Raw genomic sequence first — 21,833 nt, 5'->3', positions numbered from 1 at the left:
CGTGTGGGCCGCCCGGAGACCGGGCGGCCCACACGCGTTCGGGCGGTACCGACCGATCGCCGGCCAACCGCGTGGCGTGGGTCGCAGAATCGGGCTTGACCCTCACGTAACGGCAGGCGGGAGCCTCGGTGGCGGAAGGGAGGGAACCATGGCATACACGGTGGGACAGGTGGCGAAGGCGGCCGGCGTGACCGTGCGGACGCTGCACCACTACGACGAGATCGGACTGCTCTCGCCCGGAGGGCGCAGCGGCGCGGGCTACCGGCGCTACGGCGACGCCGACCTGGAGCGGTTGCAGCACATCCGCTACTACCGGGAGCTGGGGTTCCCGCTGGAGGAGATCGCCGCGATCCTCGACGACCCGGCGAGTGACCCGGCGGCGCACCTGCGCCGCCAGCACGAGCTGCTGACCGTACGGATCAGGCGGCTCCAGGAGATGGTCACGGCGATCGAGTTCGCGATGGAGGCGAGCAGGTTGAACATCGGACTCACCCCGCAGGAGCGGTTCGAGGTCTTCGGCGACTTCGACCCGGACGCGCACGCCGAGGAGGCCGAGCGGCGCTGGGGCGGCAGCGAGGCGTACCGGGAGTCGAACCGGCGCGTGTCGCGCTACACGAAGGACGACTGGCTACGGAACAGGGCGGAGAACGAGGACTGGGGGCAGCGGTTCGCCGAGGTGATGTCCTCCGGCGCGCCGGCCGACAGCCCGGCGGCGATGGACCTGGCCGAGGAGCACCGGCAGCTGATCAGCCGCTGGTTCTACGAGTGCTCGTACGAGATCCACACCGGACTGGCCGACATGTACGTGGCGGACGAGCGGTTCACCGCGTACTTCGAGAGGATCAGGCCGGGGATGGCCGCGTACCTGGGCGAGGCCATCCACGCCAACGCCATCACCCGCGCCTGAGGCGCGCCGCCCCCGGAGGTCAGCAGTGCTCATCGTCGCCGGCAGTCTCTACGTCGACCCGGACCAGCGGGACGCCTACCTGGCCGACTGCGTGGAGGTCGTCCGGCAGGCGCGGTCCGCGCCGGGTTGCGTCGACTTCGCGATCGGCGCGGACCTCGTCGAGCCCGGCCGGATCAACGTCTACGAGCGTTGGGAGTCCGAGGAGCAACTGCTCGACTTCCGGGGCTCCGGCCCCGCCGAGGAGCAGGCGGTGGCGATCCGCGGCGCGGAGGTGCACCGCTACCTCATCTCCGGGGTCGAGGCCCCCTGACGGGCCCCGCCGGGCGGCGCGCCGGCCGGCGGGCCCCGGGTCACCGGTGCCGGCGACGCCGGGCCGGTGTCGGCGCCCCCGGCGGCGTCACCCGTCCGGGCGGCACCCTACCGCGTCGGTGGTGCCGGTGCCGGTGTCGGCGGCAGGCCCGGGGCGAGGCGGCGCAGCGAGGTGAACGTGGGGATCAGCGCGTCGTAGAGCCCGGCGAAGAGCGGCAGCAGGGCGGCGTACGTGGCGGCGGCGGCCGGATCCGGGCGTGCCGTCTCCTCGATGCGCACCAGGTGGGCGGCGACCTCGATGGAGGGGATCAGCCCCAGCGCCTCCATGCCGAGCAGCGCCGCGCCGAAGCCGGAGCCCTCACGCGTGGCGGGGAAGTGCACCGGCACGCCGAGCACGTCGGCCAGCATCTGCCGCCACAGTGGGCTGCGCGCGAAGCCGCCGCTGGCGCGGATCTCCCGGACCTCGTTGCCGGCGGCCCGCACCGAGGCCAGCACCAGCGCCAACTGCTGGCAGACGCCCTCCAGCGCGGCCCGCACCAGGTGCGCCCGGCGGTGCCCGTTGGTCAGCCCCACGTACGCGCCGCGCGGCAGCGCGCTCCAGTGCGGGGCGCGCTCGCTGAGCAGGTACGGCAGCATGATCAGACCGCCGGAGCCGACCGGCGCCCGGGCGGCCTGCGCCAGCAACTCCTCCTCGGCGTCCTCGCCCAGCTCCGGGGCGAGCGCCTCGCCGGTCCATTCCAGCACGACGCCGCCGTTGTTGATCGCCCCGCCGACCACCCAGCGGTGCTCGGTCAGCGCGTAGCAGAACACCCCGCCGAGCGGGTCGACGCCGGGACGTTCCACCATCACGCGCATCGCGCCGCTGGTGCCGATCGTGCAGGCCATCACGCCCGGGGCGACCGCGCCGAGCCCGAGGTTGGCCAGCGGGCCGTCCCCGGCGCCGACGACCACCCTTGTGTCCCGGGGCAGCCCGGTGGCCTCGGCGGTCTCGGCGGTGAGGCCGGGCAGCACGGTGGTGGTGGGGACCAGCTCCGGCAACTGCTCGGCGGTGATTCCGGCGATCCCGAGCGCCTCCTCGTCCCAGGAGAGCTGGTGCAGGTCCATCAGCCCGGTGGCGGAGGCGACCGAGTGGTCGGTCACCAGCGCGTCGCACAGCCGCAGCAGCACCCAGTCCTTGATGCCCACCCAGTACGCCACCCGCCCGAACAGCACCGGCTCCTGCTCGGCGAACCAGAGCAGCTTGGGCAGCGGCGCCATCGGATGGACCGGGGTGCCGGTGCGGCGGTGCAGCGCCAGCCCGGACGGGACCGCGCGCAGCCGCTCGGCCTGCCGGCTGGCCCGCGAGTCGGCCCAGGTGACCGACGGGGTGAGCGGGTGACCGTCCGCGTCCAGGCCGATCAGGCTGTGCATCGCCGTGCCGAAGGAGAGCCCGGCGACCGGCCGGTCCAGCTCCGCCACGACCGTGCGCACCGACTCCAGCACCGCCGCGTGGATGTGCCGCGGGTCCTGCTCCGCGTAGCCGGGGTGCGGCTCGTCGAGCGGGTAGCCGACCGAGTGGTGGGCGAGCTGGGCACCGGCCACGTCGTACGCGACCGCCTTGGCGCTGGTGGTGCCGATGTCGACGCCGATCACCACGGGGCGGAGCGGCTCGCCCACCGGTCCCACCCCCTCGTCGACCCCGGGTGCCGCCGACGTTACCCAGCGTCCGGGTGGTCCGTAGGGGGAACAACCCGGTTTCCCGGTCGGGTCTTCCTCGGCACGCCCGCGCCCGGCGAGAATGCCGGTCGTGTGAACTTCTCACACGTCCACCGGACGGGAGGAAGTCCCGATGAGGCCAAGGCCGCTCTGCGCACTGGTCACCGCCCTCGCCACGGTCGCCACCACCGCGGTCGCCGGCGTTCCGCCGGCCGCCGCACGGCACCGTGACGGCGGCTACTCGGCGGAGATCCGCCGGGCGTCGTACGGCGTCCCGCACATCACCGCCCGCACCTTCGCCAGCCTGGGCTTCGGCGTCGGCCACGTCCAGGCCGAGGACAACATCTGCGTCATCGCGGAGAAGGTCGTCACGGTCAACGCCGAGCGGTCCCGTTACTTCGGAGCGGCGAGCCCCACGGACGCGAACGTCCGCAGCGACCTGTTCCACCGCAAGGCGATCGACGACGGCACGGCGGAGCGGCTGCTGCACGGGCCCCGCGACGGCGTGCACTCCCCGTCCGACGAGGTCCGGGACCAGATCCGCGGCTTCGTCGCCGGCTACAACAGCTATCTGCGCCGCACCGGCGCGGCGAACCTCACCGACCCGGCCTGCCGGGGCAAGCCGTGGGTGCGTCCGCTGACCGAACTGGACATGTGGCGCGCGAGCTGGGCCAGCATGGTCCGGGCCGGCTCGCGGGCGGTGCTCGACGGGATCGTCGCCGCCGCCCCGCCCACGGCCACCGGCCCGGCCGCCGCCCTCGACGCGCCGGGCGCCGCGGCGGTCCTCGCCGCCCGCGACGGCGCGCCCGCCGGCGTCGGCAGCAACGCGTACGGGCTGGGCGCGCGGGCCACCACGCACGGCGGCGGGATGGTGCTGGCCAACCCGCACTTCCCGTGGGAGGGCGCGGAGCGCTTCTACCGGATGCACCTGAAGGTCCCGGGCCGCTACGACGTGGAGGGCGCGGCGCTGGTCGGCGACCCGATCATCGAGATCGGGCACAACCGCACGCTCGCCTGGAGCCACACCGTCTCCACCGCCCGGCGCTTCGTCTGGCACCGGCTCGCGCTGGTCCCCGGCGACCCCACCTCGTACTACGTGGACGGCCGGGCCCGCAAGATGACCACCCGCACGGTCACCGTCCAGGCGCCCGCCCCGGGTGGCGGCACCGTGCCCGTCAGCCGCACCTTCCACGACACCCACTTCGGTCCGGTGGTCGTCGTCCCCGGCACCTTCGACTGGACCACCACCGCCGCGTACGCGATCACCGACGTCAACGCGACAAACAACCGGGCCTTCGACGGCTGGCTCCAGATGGGCCGGGCGAAGACGGTCCGCGAGCTGAAGCAGGTCCTCGACCGGCACCAGTTCCTGCCCTGGGTGAACGTGATCGCCGCCGACGCCCGTGGCGAGGCGCTCTACGCCGACCACTCGGTGGTGCCCCGGGTCACCGACGAGCTGGCCGCCGCCTGCACCCCCGCGCCGTTCCAGCCGCTCTACGCCTCCAGCGGCCAGGCCGTCCTCGACGGCTCCCGGTCGGCCTGCGCGCTGGGCCGCGATCGCGACGCGGCGGTGCCCGGCATCCTCGGCCCGGCCAACCTGCCGATCCGGTTCCGCGCCGACTACGTGACCAACTCCAACGACAGCCACTGGCTGGCCAACCCGGAGGCGCCGCTGGAGGGCTACCCGCGCATCATCGGCAACGAGCGCACCGAGCGCAGCCTGCGTACCCGGCTGGGCGTGGAGCAGGTGCGGGAGCGCCTCGCCGGCACCGACGGGCTGCCCGGGCGCGGCTACACCACGTCCCGGCTCTGGCAGACGGTCTTCGGCAACCGCGCGTACGGCGGCGAACTGCTCCGCGACGACCTGGTGGCGCTGTGCGCCGCGCATCCCACCGCGACCGCCTCGGACGGCACCACGGTCGACCTGCGCGGGGCGTGCGCGGCCCTGAAGGGCTGGGACCTGCGCGTCGACCTGGACAGCCGGGGCGCGCACCTGTTCACGGAGTTCGCCCTGTCGGGCGGCATCCGGTTCGCCGACGCGTTCGACGCCGCCGACCCGGTGCGCACCCCGAGCCGGCTGAACACCGCCGACCCGCGCGTGCTCACCGCGCTCGCCGACGCGGTCCGCAAGCTCGCCGGCATCCCGCTCGACGCGCGACTGGGCGACATCCAGACCGAGCCGCGCGGCGACCGGCGCATCCCGATCCACGGCGGACGCGCCGAGGCCGGCGTGTTCAACATGATCGTCAGTCCGTTGGTGCCCGGCGTCGGCTACCCGAAGGTGGTGCACGGCTCGTCCTTCGTGATGGCCGTCGAGCTGGGCCGCGACGGCCCCTCGGGGCGGCAGATCCTCACCTACTCCCAGTCGGCCAACCCGAACTCACCCTGGTACGGCGACCAGACCCGGCTCTACTCGGGCAAGGGCTGGGACACCATCAAGTACACGGAGGCGCAGATCAAGGCCGACCCGAACCTGCGCACCTACTGGGTGGGAGAGGGCCGCCGCCACTGACCCGCCGTTCCGTCGCGCCTGTCCGTCGCGCCCGTCCGGTCACCGCGACCGGGCGGGCGCGACCGCTTTCACGGGTGCGCGGTCCGGGTGGTGCGCTTCGGGGTGCGGGGCCTGGGGTGGTTGCGGGAGGGTGGGTGCCTGCGGCGCGTTGGGTGGCTGGGCTGCGTCGGGGTGATTGCGGTTCGTCGTGGTGGGGGTGTGGCCCGCCGTACCCGGCTCCGGGCGGTCAGGCTTGATCCCTGCGCCGGGCACGGCGGGCCACACCCCGTCGGTGCCCACTCTCGCGTCCGCGCGCCGGCCACCTTTCAGATCTTGGCGAGAAACCGCCCCTCCAGGGGCCCTCCGGTACCAAGATTTCCGCCGGCGGACACCGACCGCCTGTTGGCGGCTGTCCGGTGCGGTGGGCGCGCCGTCGGACACGCCCGACTGATGCGAAACGACTCGACGAAATCCACCTATCGCCCGTTTTCGCCCGTCGTTCGGGCATTTCGCCCGTTGCGGCGTGTCCCCGCCGGCCGTTGTCACAGTTGACAGCTGTGACACCCCGGTTGGTGGCCTGCGCGGCGAAGGAGTCGGCGTGGCAAGGACTGATTCGACGGGTTCCACGTGGCGGTACCGGTGGGTGCACCGGCAGAACGAACGGCGGCGGCGGGAGTTCCGCAGCGCCGACAAGGCATGGCGACGACGCGACGACGAACTGCGCCGCCTGCGTACCCTCGCCGAGGAGTTCCAGGGCTCGGCCGCGGCGGGCGCCGGCCTGGCCCTGGAGCTCGCGCCCGACGAGGTGGTGTTCTGGGTGCTGCCGGCCGCGCAGTTGGTGGAGGTGCGGCACACCACGGTGCTGCCCGCGCCCGACCTGACGGTCGCTCCGGCGGCCGCGCCGCCGCGCCCCCGTAGGCCGGACGGCGTCCGGGTCGCCGACGCCGGCATGGCGGTGATCACCAACCGCCGGCTGGTGCTGCTTGGCGGTCGCGGCCGGCGCGACTGGGCGTACGGGAAGATGACCGGCCTCGCCCACGACCCGCATGCGCCGGTCACGCTCATGCAGGTGCTGGACCGGCGGCGAACCTCCGGCCTGATGCTCCCGGCCGACGTCGCCGCCGACTTCCGGTTCAAGCTGACCCTGGCCTTCGCCGACGCCATCGAGCAGCGCGGCGCGGTGCTCGACCAGCTCGACGAGGCGATCGCCGAGCACGCGCAGCTCAAGCCGTTCCGGCCGCTGATCGCCACCCCGGCGCAGGCCCAGCCCTTCGCGTTCGTGCCCGGCGGCCGGCGCACCGTGGCCGTCGCCGCCGGCATCGCCCTGCTGGTGCCGGCCGCGCTGCTGGACACCGACCCCGCCGATCCGACCGGCTCCGAGGTCGCCGTCGCCGCCACCCCCGCGCCGGACGCCGCCGTCCCGCCGGTCGCCCTGCCGACCGCTCCGGCGAAGGCGCCGCCGGCCGCGTCGAAGCCGCGACGCACCGCCTCGCCCTCGCCGACACCCGCCCGCGAGCGGCTCTGCGGCGCCCCCGCCAATCCGATGGGGTACGACTTCTGTGGCGGCGACCGCATCCGCCGGCCGGCGATCGAGATCTGCGACTGGTTCGACTGCGCGCCCGAGTTCTGGGCCGGTCGGGGATACCTGGTGCAGTGCCGCGACGGTTCGGTCAGCCTCACCGGCGGGCGACGCGACGCCTGCGCCGCGCACGACGGGGTGCGCCGCACGGTCTGGCGCTGACCGTCCGCCCTGCCCCGTTCCGGATGTGCCGCCCCGCCGGGCGCCGGTGCGGGCGGGTGCTCAGCGGAGGCGTTGCAGGGGGAGCAGGCCGGCGAGGATCAGCGCGGCGGCCAGTGGCAGCAGGTCCAGGTTCACGGCGATCCCCAGGAAGCCGAGCAGGACCGGCACGGGCACCCACGGCGGCAGCAGCCGGGGCCGAGTGGTTCCCGCCTGCGCCAGCAGGACGAGGATGCCGACCTGGAACAGCAGCGGCCCCAGCGCCATGGCCGGGTCGGGCAGCGGCGCGGCGTCGGCCAGGCCGGGGAAGAGGTCGCCGAGGATCACCCAGACGAAGGCGGCCACCCCGACCAGGCCCAGCACGGTCGCGGCCTCGGTGAGCACCCGTCGCCGCGGCGCGGCGGCGAGCAACCGTCGGCGCAGGCCGACGACCAGCGCGCCGAAGAGCAGGATCCCGACGAGGAAGAAGGTGTGGCCGACGTTCCAGGCCCAGCCGTCGCCCCGGTCGCCGTCGAGGCCGTCGACCAGGCGGAGCAGGCCGTAGAGCAGCAGGAGCGCCGGGCCGCCGACGGCGGCCGCCGGCACGAGTCTCGCTGACGTCCGCGCATCGGTGTCGGTCATCCGTCCAGCATCGTCGCGTGACGGACCGTGCTCCATCCGGGACTTCCCGTACCGGCCCCCGACCTGAGCACCCCGAGCGCAGGCCGAGGGATCGCGGGTGGCGCGGCCGGCGCATCATGTTCCCTGTGATCAACCTGAGGGGCGACCGGCGTCGCAAGAAGAAGAAGGACTGGTTCGACAACTGCGACGCGTGCAACTGCAACATGCCCAGCTGCGACGTGCCCTGTTGCGATCTGGGGCTCTTCTCGTTCCTGCTCACCCTCGGGGCGCTGCTCGCCCGGCTCGTGGCGCCCGGCCGGGCGTCGACGACGCCGACCGCTGCCGCCGGGCGGGTGCCGTTGGTGGACCGGGCCGGGCGGGCCGCGATTTTGGGCTACCGGCGCTGGCTGTCGCACCGCTGGCCCGGGCAGTGCCGCTTCACCCCGACGTGCAGCGCGTACGGGCTGGCCGCCGTGGAGCGTTACGGGCTGGCCGTCGGCGGGCGGATGGCCGCCGATCGGCTGCGCCGCTGCCGGCCCGACGTGCCGAGGGGCACCCACGACCCGGTGCGCTGACCGGCACCCGCCTCCCGGTGCGCTGCCCGCCGGGTGCCCTGACCTGCGTGGATGCCTCAACAACGCCCCCTGGATCGGTCATGATGGCAGCATGGAGATCCGCTCCGACGACGGCGCCCGGGTCAGGATCCGGCCCGTGGGCTACCAGCCCGGGGTCGGGCCGCCGGACGACCCGGACGAGGCGGCGGACTGGGACGACTGGCTGCTCGTCGAGACGGACGCCCGCACCGCCGACGGGCAGGCCTGGTCGCACCTCGAACCCTGCCTGACGGTGGCCGAGGCGTACGTGCTGGCGGGCTGGCTGCGGCAGCAGGCCGAGACGACCGGCGATCCGGCGGAGCCCTCGGCGGTGGCCCGCTTCACCGAGCCGAACCTGGCCTTCCGCACCCGGGTGCTGCGGCGTCGCCGGCTGGCGCTGACGGTCGAGTTCTCGTGCGAGTCGCTGCCGCCCTGGATGCGGCGGCAGCCGCCGGGCGCGGTCTACCCGCTGACGCTCACCGTCTCCGCCGACGCCCTCTCCGTGGCCGCCGAGCAGTGGGCGCGCGAGGCCGACGCGTACCCCCGCCGGGTCGCTCCCTGACGGCCGCCGATCGGGCGTGAACCGTGCCGCACGGGCAAGCGGTGTGAAAGCCCCTCCGTCGTCCGGTGTGCCGCGGCTACGGCCGGACGATCGTGCCGTCCGCGTCATGGTGGCTCCACCATGTGGGGCGGTGTTTGCGTAGACTCCCCGCGACGCGGGTCAGCAGCAGCAGGTCGTAATTGAACATCAGGGCCGCGTCTTCGGTCCGTTCGCTCAGGACCCGGGCGGTGGTCGCCAGCACGTTGGGGATCCCCTTGTCGGCCAGCACGTCCTTGCGCATGTAGAAGCCGATGTCGACGTACGTCTCCGGCTCCCACACCCACAGCGAACCGTCGTCGTCCTCGGCCTCGTAGTAGCCGTGGGTGCCCCCGGTGATGTCGACGACGAATCCGCATTCCTCGTTGAGCGCCGAGGTGAGCATGCGGTTGCCGGACGCGGTGCGTGTCTCGACGGCATTCGGTGCGGCGAGGAAGGCCACCTCATCGAGGGTGATCTCGCCTGCCAGCATCAACTGGAACTCAACAGCCATCTCGCAGTCACTCCCTCAGTTCCGCCGCACGATCTGCGCGATCACACCGCTCCGCTGCACCGCCACGAGTTCCTTCAGCCCGGGCACGGGCCAGTCGTCGAACTGCTTCTGAAGGGCGGCGAGGTCCCCGGTCCAGTCCTCCAGGTTCAGCACCACGCGTTGAGTCTGCCCCTTCTCGACCTTCTCGGAGACCGCGGCCCAGACGCCACGCACCGTCTTGGGGGGAGTCGGAGAGTAACAGTCGAACACGTGGCCTTCGATCAGGTAATCCGGAGTCTTCTGCGGGTCTCCCGTGTCGCCGGCGCTGAGCCTGCCTGCTGCGATCTCCAACTTGGTGGGGTTCTGGTGGATCCGATAGCCCCTGTCGGCGATCGTGTCGGCGCACTCGTTCTCCAGTTCCAGTGCACGTCGCACCTCGTCATCCGACTTGGGCGGAATCCTGGTCGGTGCTCCCGTCGGCGATCCCCCGACGGCGCCGCTGGGTCTTCTGTCCCAGAACAGAGTTGCACCGAGGCCAGTGCAGGCGGCTTCACCGGTAGCCGCTGACGACGGGGGATCGATGACGGCAGACACGGGGCTTGCCGGTGTGGGTCCACCAACGGCGATCACTTTCCCGGCTGCCCCGAGTTGTCGTACCTCGGCGATCGCCGACTCGACGATCTGCCGGGCGGTGTTGGTGCGCTGCGCCACTGGTAGCAGGACCTGCCTGACACTCTCCAGAGCGTGTATCAGTGGCCCGGGCTGCCCGCCGTGCAGGATCACGGCGACGGTCTGCTGCGCCCCTCCGATGCGGGCGATGGCCTCGCTCGCCGCGTCACGAGCCCGGTCAACCGCGCTCATCACGGTTTGCAGTACGGCAGCCGCTTCCTCGGGCGTGGCCCCGTGGGGCAGGGCTGCGGTGGCTCCCGCCGCCGCAGTGAGCGAGTCGACGAAATCTGCCAGGGCCCCGTGGAGTTCCGCGATCCTGTCGCGTACGCGGGCGGTGCCTGCCGCCACGGCGGTGAAGCCGCTCCCTGCGGCCCGCAGGCCGACTTCCTGCGCCCTCCTGTCGGCGGCAGATGCCAGCCCTCGCGCTCGCTCGACGCCTGCCGACAGCGCGCGTAGTTCGCCGTTGATCCTATCTACGTGCGGCATGCGGGCGATGCCCTCCGATCCGAAGGCGGTCGAGTTGCGGGGCGACGACCCCGTGTCACTCCGTGTCCCTGTCACCTTCCACGTGCGCCGCGCGCCGGTCGAAGTCGGGGACGGTGAGCGCGCCGCCCGGGTCGAGCGGGAAGCCCGGGTTCCAGGCGATCTCCCAGACGTGCCCGTCGGGGTCGGCGAAGCAGCCGGCGTAGCCGCCGTAGAAGGTCTCCCGTGCCGGCACGGTCACCTGCGCCCCGGCGTCGGCCGCCGCCGTCAGCAGGTCGTCGACCTCGCCCCGGGAGCGGACGTTCTGTGCCAGCGTCATCCCGCCGAACCCGCCCGCGCCCCGGTCGGGCACGCCCGCGTCGGCGGCCAGCTTCTCCCGGCCCCACAGCACCAGCGCCAGGCCGCCGGCCTGGAAGAAGACGGTCTCCTCGACCTCCTGGCCGCGCCAGCCGAGCCGCTCGTAGAAGGCGCGCGCCCGGGTCACGTCGGCGACGCCGAGCGTCACGAGGCTGATCCGCTGCTCCATCACCCGACGACCTCCACGCGCGACCCGCACCGTCCACCGTCACCGTAGCGTCGACGCCTCGGGCCGGCCCGGCTCCGGTGGCTCAGCTCCGTCCCGTCATCCGGTCGGCGAGGCGGCGCAGCGCCGGGGCGGCGGCGAGCAGCGCCTCGCGGTCCGGGCCGTCCAGCTCGGCCAGCGCGGCGCCGAGCAGGTCGCGCCGGTGCCGCCCGTACGCGGCCATCCGCTCCCGGGCCGCGTCGGTCAGCTCGAGCCGGGCGGTGCGCCGGTCGGCCGGGTCCCGCTCCCGGCGCAGCAGGCCGGCGGCGGTCAGCTCGCCGACGAGGGTGCTGATCGTGTTGGGGGCGGTGCCCAGCCGCTCGGCGGCCTCGCGGACGCCGATTCCCGGCCACCGCTGCACCAGCCGCAGCACCTCCACCTGGGCGTCCGGCAGGGCGGTGCGGCCGGCCCGCTGGGTGGCCGCCCGGCGCAGCACCCGGTGCAGGTCGCCGAGCGCGCCGGCGAACTGGTCGACCGTCTCGTCCGTCACAGTCGGGCCCTCCGTCGGTGCAATAGCTCTGTAGTCAGAGCTACCTTAACCGGGCCGAGCCGTCAGTGAGGGGACCGTCATGCCGCACGCCACCGCACCGCCCGTCCGCCCGGACGAGCGCGTCGCCGCGCCCACCGGGCGGGCCGCCGTCGTGCTGCTGGCGCTGCTCGGCACGCTCACCGCGTTCGGGCCGCTCTCCCTGGACACCTACCTGCCGGCGTTCCCGGAGATGACCCGCGACCTGTCCGCCAGCCAGGCGCAGATCCAGCTCTCGCTCACCACCTGCCTCATCGGCATGGCCCTCGGCCAGCTCGTCACCGGCCCGCTCAGCGACCGCTTCGGGCGTCGCCGACCCGTGCTGGTGGGCGTCGCCGCGTACACCCTGCTGTCGCTGGTCTGCGCGGCCGTGCCGTCGGCCGAGACGCTGGCCGCCGCGCGGCTCGCGCAGGGCTTCGCCGGCGGCATGGGCGTGGTCGTCGCCCGCGCCGTCGTCCGCGACCTCTACTCCGGCCGCGAGGCCGCGAGGTACTTCTCCCGCCTCACCCTGGTCTTCGGCATCGCCCCGATGGCCGCGCCCGCCTTCGGCAGCCTGGTGCTGCGCTTCGGCGACTGGCGTACCGTCTTCGTCGCCCTCGCGGTGATCGGCGCGCTGCTCGCCGCCGCCGTCGCGTGGCGGCTGCCGGAGACGCTGCCCGCCGCGCGGCGCAGCACCGGCGGCCTCGCCGCCACGGCCGCCGCCGGCCGCTCGCTCTTCACCGACCGGATCTTCCTCGGGTACGCGCTGGCGCAGGGCCTCGCCTTCGCCGCGCTCTTCGCCTACATCTCCGGGTCGTCCTTCGTCTTCCAGGACGTCTTCGGCGTCTCGGCCGGCGCGTTCAGCCTCATCTTCGGCGTCAACGCGCTCGCCCTGGTCGCCGCCGGCCAGCTCAACGCCCGCCTGTTGGACCGCTTCGAGCCCCGCACGCTGCTGGTGCGCCCCCTGGGCGTGGGGCTGGTGGCCGCCGCCGTCCTGCTCGTGGGCGCGGTGCTCGGCAGCCTGCCGCTGGTGGCGGTGGCGCTCTTCGTCTTCGTCGGCTCGCTCGGCATGGTGATGCCGAACGGCACCGCGCTCGCCCTGGACCGGCACCCCGCCCACGCCGGGACGGCCGCCGCGCTGCTCGGCACCATCCAGTCGCTGGTGGGAGCGATGGCCGCGCCGCTGGTCGGGCTCGGCGGCGAAGGCAGCGCCGTCCCGATGGCCGTGGTGGTCGCGGGGGCGGCGGTGGCCTCCCTCGCCGTCGTCGGCACCCTGGCCCGCACCCGCCGTCCCTGACGCCGGCACCACTGACCAGTCGTACGACGGGGCGAGGGCTCCGGGAGTCCTCGCCCCGTCGTACCGGGCTCAGCGGAGCGTGGCGGCTCCGGCGTCCGCGTACCGCTCGTCGAGGTCGCCCGAGGGCGCGCCACCGACCCCGATGGCGCCGACGACCTGCCGGTCGACGGAGACCGGCACGCCGCCGGCGAGGAAGAGCGTTCCAGGCATGTCGCGCAGGGTGGCGCCCGGCCCGGTGACCCGGCCGCCGAGCGCGGAGGTCGGCTGGCCGAACGAGACGGCGGTGAACGCCTTGCGGGTGGCGGACTCGGCGGTCTGCGGGCCCGCCCCGTCGCCCTTGAGCTGCACCTGGACGGTGCCGGAACGGTCGAGGACGACGACGGTGACCCGGTGGCCGTCCTTCTCGGCCGCCTTCAGGGTCGCCTGGGCCGCGCGCAGCGCCGCGTCGATGTCGAGCGACGGGTTGGCGACGACGTCGCCTCCGGTGGCGGGCTTCGCTGCCGTTCCCGGCCCGGCGGTGGGCTTCGCCTGCGCCGCCGTCCCGGCGGCGCTCGGCTTCGCCTCCGTCAGCGGGCCGGCGGCGGAGGCGTTGACGGCGACGCCGGCGACGGCGCACAGGCCCAGGGCGCCGGCGCCCAGGCCGAGTGCCGCCCGGCGGCGAATGTTCTTGATCATGTGGTGCTCCTCAGGTCGAGGCGTCGGGTCGAACTGGCAGCTCCCACCCTCGCCGCGACACGGGGCCCGCACATGGCGCGCCCGATGCAATCCCGATACATCGGATGGTTGATTCACCCGTCCCGAAACTGCCGTACGCTGGACTTTGTCAAGATCATCTGATCGTTCGGCGGGAGGTGGACACGATGCGGCGGGACCGGCTGCGCCCGGCGATGCGGTGGGGGTTCCTGCTCCTGCTGGCCGCCGCGGCCTCCCGCTACGTCGTACGCCACGACTGGGACGACCGCACCGTCGTGGTGCTGACGCTGACCGGGGCGCTGCTGGCCGCGTACGCCGTCAACGAGCTGGGGCGGGCCGCGCCCGGCACGCGCTTCGCGGCGATGCTCGTCGCGTTCCTCGCGTTGGTGCTCGTCGCGCCCAGCTTCGCCCTCGTGTCGATCCCGCTGTTCTTCGTGGGCCTGCGCCAGCTCCCGCGCCGCGCGGTCTGGCCGCTGGCCGGGCTGCTCACCGGCGCGGTCATCGTCGCGCAGGTGCGGCTCGCCGACCGGTTCGACCCCAGCCTGATCCTCGGGCCCGTGGGCGTGGCCGCCATCACCACCGTCGTCTTCCTCGAACTCGACCGGCAGAACCGGGCCCGGCAGCGCGCCCTCGACGACCTGCTGGCCGCCCGCGACGAACTCGACCGCAGCCAGCACGAGGCCGGGGCGCTGGCGGAGCGGGCCCGGCTCTCCCGGGAGATCCACGACACCCTCGCCCAGGGCCTGTCCAGCATGAACCTGCTGCTCCAGGCCGCCGACCGGGACTGGGACGCCGAGCCGGCGCAGGCGCGCGGGCACGTACGGCAGGCCGCCGCCACGGCCCGGGAGAACCTGGCCGAGGCGCGCCGCTTCGTGCGTGGCCTGGCCTCGCCGGCGCTCGACGGCGCCTCCCTGACCGACGCCCTGCGGCGGCTCTGCGCGGCGACCGAGCGCGACACCGGGACCCCCGTCCGGTTCACCGTCGCCGGCCCGGTCGCGCCCCTGGGCGTCTACAACGAGGTCGCCCTGCTGCGGGTGGCGCAGAGCGCCCTGGCCAACGTCCGCAGCCACGCGCGGGCGCGTTCGGCCGCCGTCACCCTGACCTACGGCGACCAGGAGGTGATGCTCGACGTGTACGACGACGGCACGGGCTTCGACCCAGCCCTGACCAGCGGGTTCGGGCTGACCGGCATCCAGGAGCGGATCGCGCACCTCGGCGGCACCCTCGCCGTCGAGAGCGCACCCGGGGAGGGCACCGCGCTCGCCGTCAGCCTGCCTCTGCGGGACACCCGGTGACGCCCCCGCTGCGGCTGATCCTGGTCGACGACCACCCGGTCGTCCGCGCCGGGCTGCGCGCGCTGCTGGGCGGCCGGCCCGACATGACCGTGGTCGCCGAGGCCGCCACGGCCGGCGACGCTGTCCGGCAGGCCGCCGCGCTGCGCCCCGCGTGGTGCTGATGGACCTGCAACTCGGCGACGGGGTCGACGGCGTCGCCGCCACCACCCACCTCCTCGCTCTGCCCGACCCGCCGCGCGTGCTGGTGCTCACCACGTACGACACCCAGGAGGACATCGTGCGCGCGGTCGAGGCCGGCGCCACCGGCTACCTGCTCAAGGATTGCCCGCCCGACGACCTCTTCCGCGCCGTGCACGCCGCCGCCGCCGGGCAGACCGTCCTGTCCCCGCCGGTCGCCGCCCGGCTCATGGACCGGATGCGCGGCCCGCAGGAGAACCTCAGCGCCCGGGAGGTGGAGATCCTCACGCTGCTCGCCCGCGGTCACGCCAACAGGGAGATCAGCCGACGGCTGTTCATCAGCGAGGCGACCGTCAAGACCCACCTGGTCCGCATCTACGCCAAACTCGGCGTCGACTCGCGTACCGCGGCGGTGCACGCCGCCGTCGAACGGAAGCTGATCCGACTGTGAGACGCCGCGCCCTGCTCGCCCTCACCCTCGCCGCCCTCGCGCCGGCCGGCTGCACGCCGCCCGATACCACACCCGCCCCGGAGGACACCATGACCGCACCAGCGAACCAGGGCCTGCTCGCCGCCGCGAGCGCCGGCGACCCGACGACGGTACGCGCCGCGCTGGCCGCCGGCGCCGACACCGAGGCCCGCGACGAACGACGGCGTACGCCCCTGCTGCTGGCCGCCGCCAACGACCACGTCGAGGTGGCCCGGATGCTGGTCGAGGCGGGCGCGGACCCGGACGCCCTCGACGACCAGCACGACACCCCGTGGCTGGTGACCGGCGTGACCGGCAGCGTCGCGATGCTGGAGGTGCTGCTGCCCGCCAGGCCGGACCTGACGATCGTGAACCGCTACGGCGGGATCTCCGTCATCCCGGCCAGCGAACGCGGCCACGTCGACTACGTCCGGCGGGTCGTCCGCACCGGCATCGACGTCAACCACGTCAACAACCTCGGCTGGACCGCCCTGCTGGAGTGCGTGATCCTCGGCGACGGCAGCAGGCCGTACCAGGAGATCGCGGAGATCCTCGTGGCCGCCGGCGCACGCGTCCAGCAGCCCGACCGCGACGGCGTCGACGCGCTCGAGCAAGCCCGCCGGCGCGGCTACGCCGAGATCGTCGCCATCCTCTCCCGTTGACCGGCGGTGCTCCCGGCGGCCAGTCGCGCTGACCCGGTGCGGCCGGCCAGCGGCTTAACCGGTCGCCGAGGTTCGCGGGCCGGCGGTAGCGTGCCGGCGTGTCCCGAACCGTGACCCTCGTCCTGGTCGATGCCGCGGGCGCCCCGCTGGGCGCGCTGCCGCCGTTCGACGTCCCGTCGCCGTGGTGGCAGGAGGTCGCCCCGGTCGTGGCCGAGGCCCGCCGGCGGTACGGCGTCGAGGTGGCCGTGCTCCGCCTGCTGACCGGCGACGCGCCGCAGCCGATGGGCGGCACGGTCACGTACCTCGCCCAGGTCGACGGGCCGCCCGCCACGCCGCTCGTACCGGCGAAAGTAGACCTGTCGGCGGACCCGCTGCGCGCCCCGTACGCCGAGCCCGGCGGACCGGCGCGCAGCCTCGCCTGGGCGACGGCGCAGTTGCGGCGGCTCGGCCGCCCGGCGGAGACCGTCACCCAGCAGCGCACCTGGAACCTCTCGGCGGTCTGGCGGCTCGACGGCCCGGACGGCACGGCCTGGCTGAAGCAGGTGCCGGCGTTCTTCCGGCACGAGGCCGCCGTGTTGCGCTGGCTCGGCCGGGCCGCGCCCGGGAGGACCTCGACGCTGCTCGCCGACGACGGCGACGGCCGGATGCTGATCGAGCACGTGCCCGGCGAGGACCGCTACGGCGCACCCGTCGAGGAGCGGCTGGCGATGGCCGCCGACTTCCACCCGGTGCAGGTGCGCTCCGTCCCCGACGTGGCGGAACTGGTCGCGGCGGGCGTGCCCGACCTGCGCGCCGACGCCCTGCCGGCCTGGATCCGCGACCGGCTGGTCGGCTGGGACACCTCGCCGGTGCGGTCCCTGCTGGCGGGGCTGGAGGCGAGGCTCGACGAGGTGCGCCGGTGCGGGCTGCCGGACACCCTCGTGCACGGGGACCTGCACCCCGGCAACGTGCGCGCCGACGCCGGGCGGCACGTGGTCATCGACTGGGGCGACGCGTTCGTGGGACACCCGGCGTTCGACGCGCTGCGGCTTACGGAGGGGCTCGCCGACGATGTCGCCGCCCCGGTGCTCGCCGAGTGGTGCGCGCGGTGGCGGGCCGAGGTGCCGGGGTGCGAGCCGGAGCGGGCCGTGGAACTGCTGCGGCCGGTCGCGGCGCTGCGGATGGCGGCCGTGTACGCGATGTTCCTCGACGGGATCGAGGAGAGCGAGCGGGTCTACCACGCCACGGACGTCGACACCTACCTCGCGCACGCACTCGCGTCCGTTGCCCCCTGACTCCCTTGTGGTGGCGGGTGCCGGACACCATTTTTCGCCCGATCGCGCGGAAGCTCACCCAGGAATCCTGATCCGCCTCGAAATCTCGGTTAGATCGACGCCCAACTGATCGCTCAGGTTCCGCACCTCTGTTGGGGGCGATGTGAGTGGGGTGATGCGAGCGCCTGGTGGCGGTCCGGGATACTCGGCAGTCATCGACAGCGGCGTCCTGGTGCCGGACAGCTGATAGAGCCGCCAGACGGCCATTCGTGAGTCGACCAGCACCATCGTCCGATCGACGCGCGCAATGAGCACGGTGCATCGCGGGTTACGGGCCACCGCGACGACGCAACCAGTTGCCCGCCCGAGTTCCGTCGCTACCCGAGCTGCCGTCCGGTACGCGTTACCGAACTCACCCTCTGCCCACCAGACGCCCTGGTCGAGACGGACGGCTAAACCGGCTTCCTTGAGCGTCGCCCGGGCCTCGGCGTAAGGATCCTGCCTGGTCTCCTTAGCTAGCACGATAGTGTCCCAGAGCTCCCGGGCACTCACGACGCGGGCGAAGGGCTGGCTGGCAGGGAGGAGTTGCTGTTCGGCCAGCTCAGCGTCGGCCTCCGCGACCCACTCGGATGCGTCCCGCCAGGCGTCGCTCGCGAGCACGTCCGCCTCCCGGCCGCCCTGAAGGTGCGAGCCCTGGCGGAGCATCGCCATGGCGACCGCCAGCAGGGAGTAGAGGTGTTCGAAGGCCTCGGCCGGCAACTCGTCGAGGATGGCGTCGTCGGGGACCAGCGCCCACACCAGCCACCGGAGTTCGGCACGCCAGTCCTCGTCCTCCTGCCACACCCCGGCCGCAAGCAGCGTCAGGTACAGCGCGGTGACCGTCATCCGCAGGTGTACCGGCGGCAAGGTCGACCAATTGTCCTCGACCGCCGGCTCGGTCACTGAGGCAACCCAGCGGGCCGCGAACCGGCGGTACCGGATGCGTTCGTTGGGGGGAATATCGGGCACGGACCTGGCCGAGGGGGTATCCGGCTCTTCTGTGAGGCCGTCGAGCACACCCTCGTCCTCATCCTCTGCGAGCTCGCTCTCATCGGTGTCGTCGATGGACCAGCCGGCTACTGTGGCCTGATTCGTGGCCGACGTGCGCGGGAAGATGAGCCCAGCCAGCCCTCGCCCCAGCAGCCGGTCGCAGTCTTCGAGGTAGTCCGCCCATCGGTCACCCGGTGCCACTCCGGTATCTACCGGCGCGGTCGAGGATGCGGGCACGGACCGGCCAGTCGCGCCGGTCAGCTCCACCAGTCGAGCCAGGTCCGCGGTAAAGCGCTGGGCGATTAGCGGATCGGTGAAAAGTTCGTCCGGCTCGTACGCCCGCGATAGCCGTGGTTCGTCGGAGACGTCCCGGCGGGGGCGGCAGCGGGACGGGTCGGTGATGAAGACGGCAGCCGACTCCCGGCGCACGCCGTCGAGCTCAATGACCGCGCGGACCGCGCCCCCGGTGAGCTCCGGAACCAAGAAGCGCGCGGTCTGCTGCCCGACGGGCACGGCGCCCACAGCTAGCCAGCTGCCGGGTACCGCCGACGGCGAGGTCTCTACGACTACCCGCTGCCCCGCCGGAGTGGCCAGCTCGACGACGAGCGTGCCGTCGCTCAGCGCGCAGCCGAGTAGCACTGGCGCGGCACCCACGGGATCGGTCGCCGTCGGCGGGGTAGACGCCAGATGCCGGAACGTCGTACAGGGCTGCGGGTCGCCTTCCGGGAACAGCGAGTTGCTGTGTGGCGCGATAACGGCCAGCTCGCAGTTGCCACCCTGCACGGTGCTGAGCAGCAGCGCCGACGTGGTGACGTTCGCGCTGCCGGTCATCCCGGCGGTCGTGCCGTCAGTGGTGTCCCACTCGATGAGCTTGCCGTGTTGGGCCGGTCCCGGACCCAGCAGCCGGAACTCCTGGTCAATAGTCGACTCGGTGGCCCGAACCAGTGCGGCGCCGTCGAACATGGCGATCGAGGGCTGCACGGCCACGCGCACCGAGCGTGGTTTGGTCCGGTTAACCAGGGCGCTCACCGCGCGGGCGGGCGGGTCGTAGAACGGGGCGGCCAGGCGCAACTCGTCAATGGGATCGGTGGGCAGCCGTTCCAGCAGCGGTCGCCGCAGATTGCCGTAAGCGCGTACCGGCAACCAGCGCTCATCGACCGCGCCAGGTCGCATCCGATCCGCTACCTGCCGCAGCGTCGCCGCGATCCAACTCGCCATCCCGACCACGTCAGGCAGGTCGTGCAGCCATTCCGCCACGTCTACGACGAGCTGGGGCCCGTACTGCCGGGTGCCGTGTGCGGTCACCCACAGCTCACGGTTGTAGCCCCAGCCTGACAACGTCGGATTGCCCGATCCGACCGTTAGCCAGACGTCGTCGTCGCCGAGTAGCACGACCAGCTTCGGGTGGAAAGCGCGGGGGCAGACCGCGTGGCCATGTTGGTAGGCCACCCCGGCTCGCCGCACGTCAACCGGGTCGTGCACGGCGTGCCCGGCATCGCCGAGTACGGTGATTCGCGCGCCGAGCGCCCGCGCCGTCGGAATGGCGAACTTCTCCAGGAACCCGAGGTCGACCGTGTAGCCGGTGATGACGACCTCGCGCAGCCGGGCCCCGTCGGCCCGGTCGCGCCACTGCTCCAACAGCGTCAGGGGTGAGCGGAAGGATCGGGTCACCTCGCTCATGCGGGCACGTCCAAAAGTTGCCGCCCCCACGGGGTCACCGGATCCTCGGGCTCTGCGCTGAGTAGACCGACCTGTACCGCGATCTCGGCGAGCTGGTGGACACGCAGGCCGATGTTGCCGCTGCCCTCCGACGAATCAGCGAAGTACACCCCATTGCGTTCGTGTAGCCGGCTGAACAGTGAGATGGTGCCGTCCGAATTGAACGCCACCTTCCGCAGCGCTACCCGCCGCGACTGGGCGAGCATGTCATCGACGAGCCGTCGTCCCAGATCGGCGACTGGGCGCTGCGCGAACTCCCGCCGTAGCTGGGCCACCCAGGTGGGATCGAGATAGGTGGGTCTGCGCCCCTTGAAGGTCCGCAGGGTAAGGCCGGTCAACGAGTCGAGTCGGCGGGCTCCCAATAGCAGCAATGCCACGTCGGTGACGACGCCAGCGTCGTCAGCGACTAGCGCGTCCTCGGCCGGCGTCGGGTCGCCATGTCCATCGACGACGGAGGGTAGGCCGGCCTCGAAATCGGCGACGGTGCCGCCAGGCAGCTGCCCGGCGATCCAATCGTGCAGGTAGCCCCGGGAGGCATTCTCCGCATTGCGGACCTCGTTGACTAGCGCTGCCCAGAGGTGCCGCCATGCGCCGACGGAGTGGTGCCGAAGCACCACGCCCCGCCACGCGGCGGTGCGTTCCTCGCCAGCGAGTAGCGGGTCCTCGCGGGCCGCCGACCCGTAGGCGACGCCGGCCGCGAACGCCGCTAGCCAGGTCTCCGCGTCGGGATTGAGCTGCCAGGACCGGGCCAAAATGCGTAGCGTTGCGCGTCTGGTCCGGTCGTCGCCGGTCCACGCCTCCGGGTCGTGGCGGCCCTCGATGGTCGCGCTGAGCACGCCGCCGAGCGGTTCGAGGTCAGGCGTGTCGTCGTCCTGCTGGAGGCTCAGCCGGCCGAGCGCCACCGATGGGAGAGAGAGGCCGGGGCCACGGTCGGCGGCGGCGATCAGCGGGGCGTACATCTCGGTGATCTGAGGTGGGCAGGGGTGCCGCCCAGGGCGCAGCGCGCCGCCGTCCATCGCGACCGTGCCGAGTGCCCCGCTAGGTCCGTTGTACTGCGACCAGAATCCCCAGGCACGCGGCGAGTAGGAGCGGGAACCGGTAGCGTCGGCCACTGAGAACTCGGTGCCCTCGTCGGGGCCGAGCCGCGCTACCGCATCCACCCCGTGCGCCAGGCCGAGCGGGTGGTCGTGTTCGTCGTACGCCTGGGAGATTCGCGCCATGCCAACCTCGGCCCGGCGGACCAGTCGTCGGCAGGCGTCGCGGTCCAAGCCGGCTTCCTCGGCGTGGGCAGCGAAGGCCCAGTAGAGGCTGTAGTAGCGGGCGTAGCGGGTCACCGTGGAAACGCCGGGGACGAGCATGTCGACGGCGGCCATCACCGGGGCTTCCACGGCAAGCGGGTACCGGCCGGCGCGGGCAAGCAGACCCGGGTCACACCAGGCCGGCCCCTCGACTAGCGATCGTGAGCCGGCGGATCCGGCCATCGCATCGATCGGTGCCCTCGTCATGTCGGCCATCCTGGTTGAATAAAAGCGTGCGCGGAATGCCCCATCGAGGTTGATCGAGAACCATTCGGGCCGGTCGATGGTGGCGAAACGGGCCTATCGGCTGATGAAGCCG

General features: G+C 73.3%; 19 protein-coding genes and 2 pseudogenes. 11 read left to right on the top strand and 10 right to left on the bottom strand.

Annotation, left to right across the window (positions count from 1 at the left end):
- Positions 1–148 precede the first annotated feature (148 nt).
- Positions 149–907: a MerR family transcriptional regulator gene (locus DER29_RS06030; protein WP_121396425.1), complete on the top strand. Its 759-nt coding sequence runs from the start codon at positions 149–151 to the stop codon at positions 905–907.
- Between the two features lie 25 nt (positions 908–932).
- Positions 933–1,217 carry a putative quinol monooxygenase gene (locus tag DER29_RS06025; RefSeq protein WP_121396424.1) on the top strand — a complete coding sequence of 95 codons (285 nt, stop codon included), beginning with the start codon at positions 933–935 and terminating at the stop codon, positions 1,215–1,217.
- A gap of 107 nt (positions 1,218–1,324) precedes the next feature.
- On the opposite strand, the gene DER29_RS06020 is transcribed toward DER29_RS06025, so the two are convergent.
- Complete coding sequence (locus DER29_RS06020; protein WP_121396423.1) at positions 1,325–2,872, bottom strand: gluconokinase; 1,548 nt, start codon at positions 2,870–2,872, stop codon at positions 1,325–1,327.
- Between the two features lie 172 nt (positions 2,873–3,044).
- Between DER29_RS06020 and DER29_RS06015 the strand changes: the two genes are divergently transcribed.
- Positions 3,045–5,423 (top strand): acylase, encoded by a 2,379-nt coding sequence (locus DER29_RS06015; RefSeq protein WP_121396422.1) that lies wholly within the window; start codon positions 3,045–3,047, stop codon positions 5,421–5,423.
- Positions 5,424–6,000: 577 nt separating this feature from the next.
- On the top strand, positions 6,001–7,143 hold the full coding sequence (locus DER29_RS06010) for a hypothetical protein (protein WP_121396421.1): 1,143 nt from the start codon (positions 6,001–6,003) through the stop codon (positions 7,141–7,143).
- Positions 7,144–7,203: 60 nt separating this feature from the next.
- Here the strand turns inward: DER29_RS06010 and DER29_RS06005 are convergent, their stop codons facing one another.
- The gene (locus DER29_RS06005) at positions 7,204–7,761 is read right to left on the bottom strand and encodes a hypothetical protein (protein ID WP_121396420.1); all 558 of its coding nucleotides are present in this window, start codon (positions 7,759–7,761) and stop codon (positions 7,204–7,206) included.
- A 116-nt stretch (positions 7,762–7,877) separates the two neighbouring features.
- On the opposite strand from DER29_RS06005, the gene yidD reads away from it, so the two are divergent.
- Together yidD and DER29_RS05995 are read left to right on the top strand one after the other, a co-directional pair.
- A complete protein-coding gene (gene yidD / locus DER29_RS06000) occupies positions 7,878–8,315 on the top strand; it encodes a membrane protein insertion efficiency factor YidD (RefSeq protein ID WP_121396419.1) in 438 nt (145 codons plus the stop codon).
- 91 nt (positions 8,316–8,406) lie between these two features.
- The gene (locus DER29_RS05995) at positions 8,407–8,895 is read left to right on the top strand and encodes a hypothetical protein (RefSeq protein ID WP_121396418.1); all 489 of its coding nucleotides are present in this window, start codon (positions 8,407–8,409) and stop codon (positions 8,893–8,895) included.
- Positions 8,896–8,971: 76 nt separating this feature from the next.
- On the opposite strand, the gene DER29_RS05990 is transcribed toward DER29_RS05995, so the two are convergent.
- From DER29_RS05990 to DER29_RS05970, 5 genes and pseudogenes are all read right to left on the bottom strand, one after another.
- Positions 8,972–9,424, bottom strand: a complete 453-nt coding sequence (locus tag DER29_RS05990) for a SitI3 family protein (protein ID WP_121396417.1) — start codon at positions 9,422–9,424, stop codon at positions 8,972–8,974.
- Between the two features lie 15 nt (positions 9,425–9,439).
- Entirely contained in the window at positions 9,440–9,838 is a 399-nt protein-coding gene (locus tag DER29_RS05985) for a hypothetical protein (protein WP_121399040.1), read from the bottom strand.
- Positions 9,839–10,036: 198 nt separating this feature from the next.
- Positions 10,037–10,558, bottom strand: a pseudogene (locus DER29_RS05980) (DUF6244 family protein); the annotation flags it as partial.
- A 55-nt stretch (positions 10,559–10,613) separates the two neighbouring features.
- Complete coding sequence (locus DER29_RS05975) at positions 10,614–11,081, bottom strand: VOC family protein (protein ID WP_121396416.1); 468 nt, start codon at positions 11,079–11,081, stop codon at positions 10,614–10,616.
- Between the two features lie 82 nt (positions 11,082–11,163).
- Positions 11,164–11,607 (bottom strand): MarR family winged helix-turn-helix transcriptional regulator, encoded by a 444-nt coding sequence (locus DER29_RS05970; RefSeq protein WP_121396415.1) that lies wholly within the window; start codon positions 11,605–11,607, stop codon positions 11,164–11,166.
- 79 nt (positions 11,608–11,686) lie between these two features.
- Between DER29_RS05970 and DER29_RS05965 the strand changes: the two genes are divergently transcribed.
- Positions 11,687–12,919 (top strand): multidrug effflux MFS transporter, encoded by a 1,233-nt coding sequence (locus DER29_RS05965; protein WP_121396414.1) that lies wholly within the window; start codon positions 11,687–11,689, stop codon positions 12,917–12,919.
- A 69-nt stretch (positions 12,920–12,988) separates the two neighbouring features.
- Here the strand turns inward: DER29_RS05965 and DER29_RS05960 are convergent, their stop codons facing one another.
- Positions 12,989–13,594, bottom strand: coding sequence for a heme-binding protein (locus DER29_RS05960; protein WP_121396413.1), 606 nt, complete (start codon positions 13,592–13,594; stop codon positions 12,989–12,991).
- A 185-nt stretch (positions 13,595–13,779) separates the two neighbouring features.
- Between DER29_RS05960 and DER29_RS05955 the strand changes: the two genes are divergently transcribed.
- The 4 genes and pseudogenes from DER29_RS05955 to DER29_RS05940 all read left to right on the top strand — a co-directional run bounded on the left by DER29_RS05955 (position 13,780) and on the right by DER29_RS05940 (position 17,489).
- Positions 13,780–14,907 carry a sensor histidine kinase gene (locus tag DER29_RS05955; protein WP_121399039.1) on the top strand — a complete coding sequence of 376 codons (1,128 nt, stop codon included), beginning with the start codon at positions 13,780–13,782 and terminating at the stop codon, positions 14,905–14,907.
- Positions 14,904–15,535, top strand: a pseudogene (locus DER29_RS05950) (response regulator). Before DER29_RS05955 ends, DER29_RS05950 begins: the two are co-directional and overlap by 4 nt.
- Positions 15,532–16,215 carry an ankyrin repeat domain-containing protein gene (locus DER29_RS05945; RefSeq protein WP_233599654.1) on the top strand — a complete coding sequence of 228 codons (684 nt, stop codon included), beginning with the start codon at positions 15,532–15,534 and terminating at the stop codon, positions 16,213–16,215. The pseudogene DER29_RS05950 and the gene DER29_RS05945 overlap by 4 nt, the downstream one beginning before the upstream one ends.
- A gap of 98 nt (positions 16,216–16,313) precedes the next feature.
- Positions 16,314–17,489 (top strand): aminoglycoside phosphotransferase family protein, encoded by a 1,176-nt coding sequence (locus tag DER29_RS05940; protein WP_121396412.1) that lies wholly within the window; start codon positions 16,314–16,316, stop codon positions 17,487–17,489.
- 54 nt (positions 17,490–17,543) lie between these two features.
- Here the strand turns inward: DER29_RS05940 and DER29_RS05935 are convergent, their stop codons facing one another.
- Together DER29_RS05935 and DER29_RS05930 are read right to left on the bottom strand one after the other, a co-directional pair.
- Positions 17,544–20,177, bottom strand: coding sequence for a hypothetical protein (locus tag DER29_RS05935; protein WP_121396411.1), 2,634 nt, complete (start codon positions 20,175–20,177; stop codon positions 17,544–17,546).
- Complete coding sequence (locus DER29_RS05930) at positions 20,174–21,730, bottom strand: hypothetical protein (RefSeq protein ID WP_199729141.1); 1,557 nt, start codon at positions 21,728–21,730, stop codon at positions 20,174–20,176. The genes DER29_RS05935 and DER29_RS05930 overlap by 4 nt, the downstream gene beginning before the upstream one ends.
- Positions 21,731–21,833: the final 103 nt, after the last annotated feature.

The organism is Micromonospora sp. M71_S20 (genome assembly GCF_003664255.1).
Taxonomy (GTDB): Bacteria; Actinomycetota; Actinomycetes; order Mycobacteriales; family Micromonosporaceae; genus Micromonospora.
This window is presented reverse-complemented; position numbering and strand designations above follow the sequence as displayed.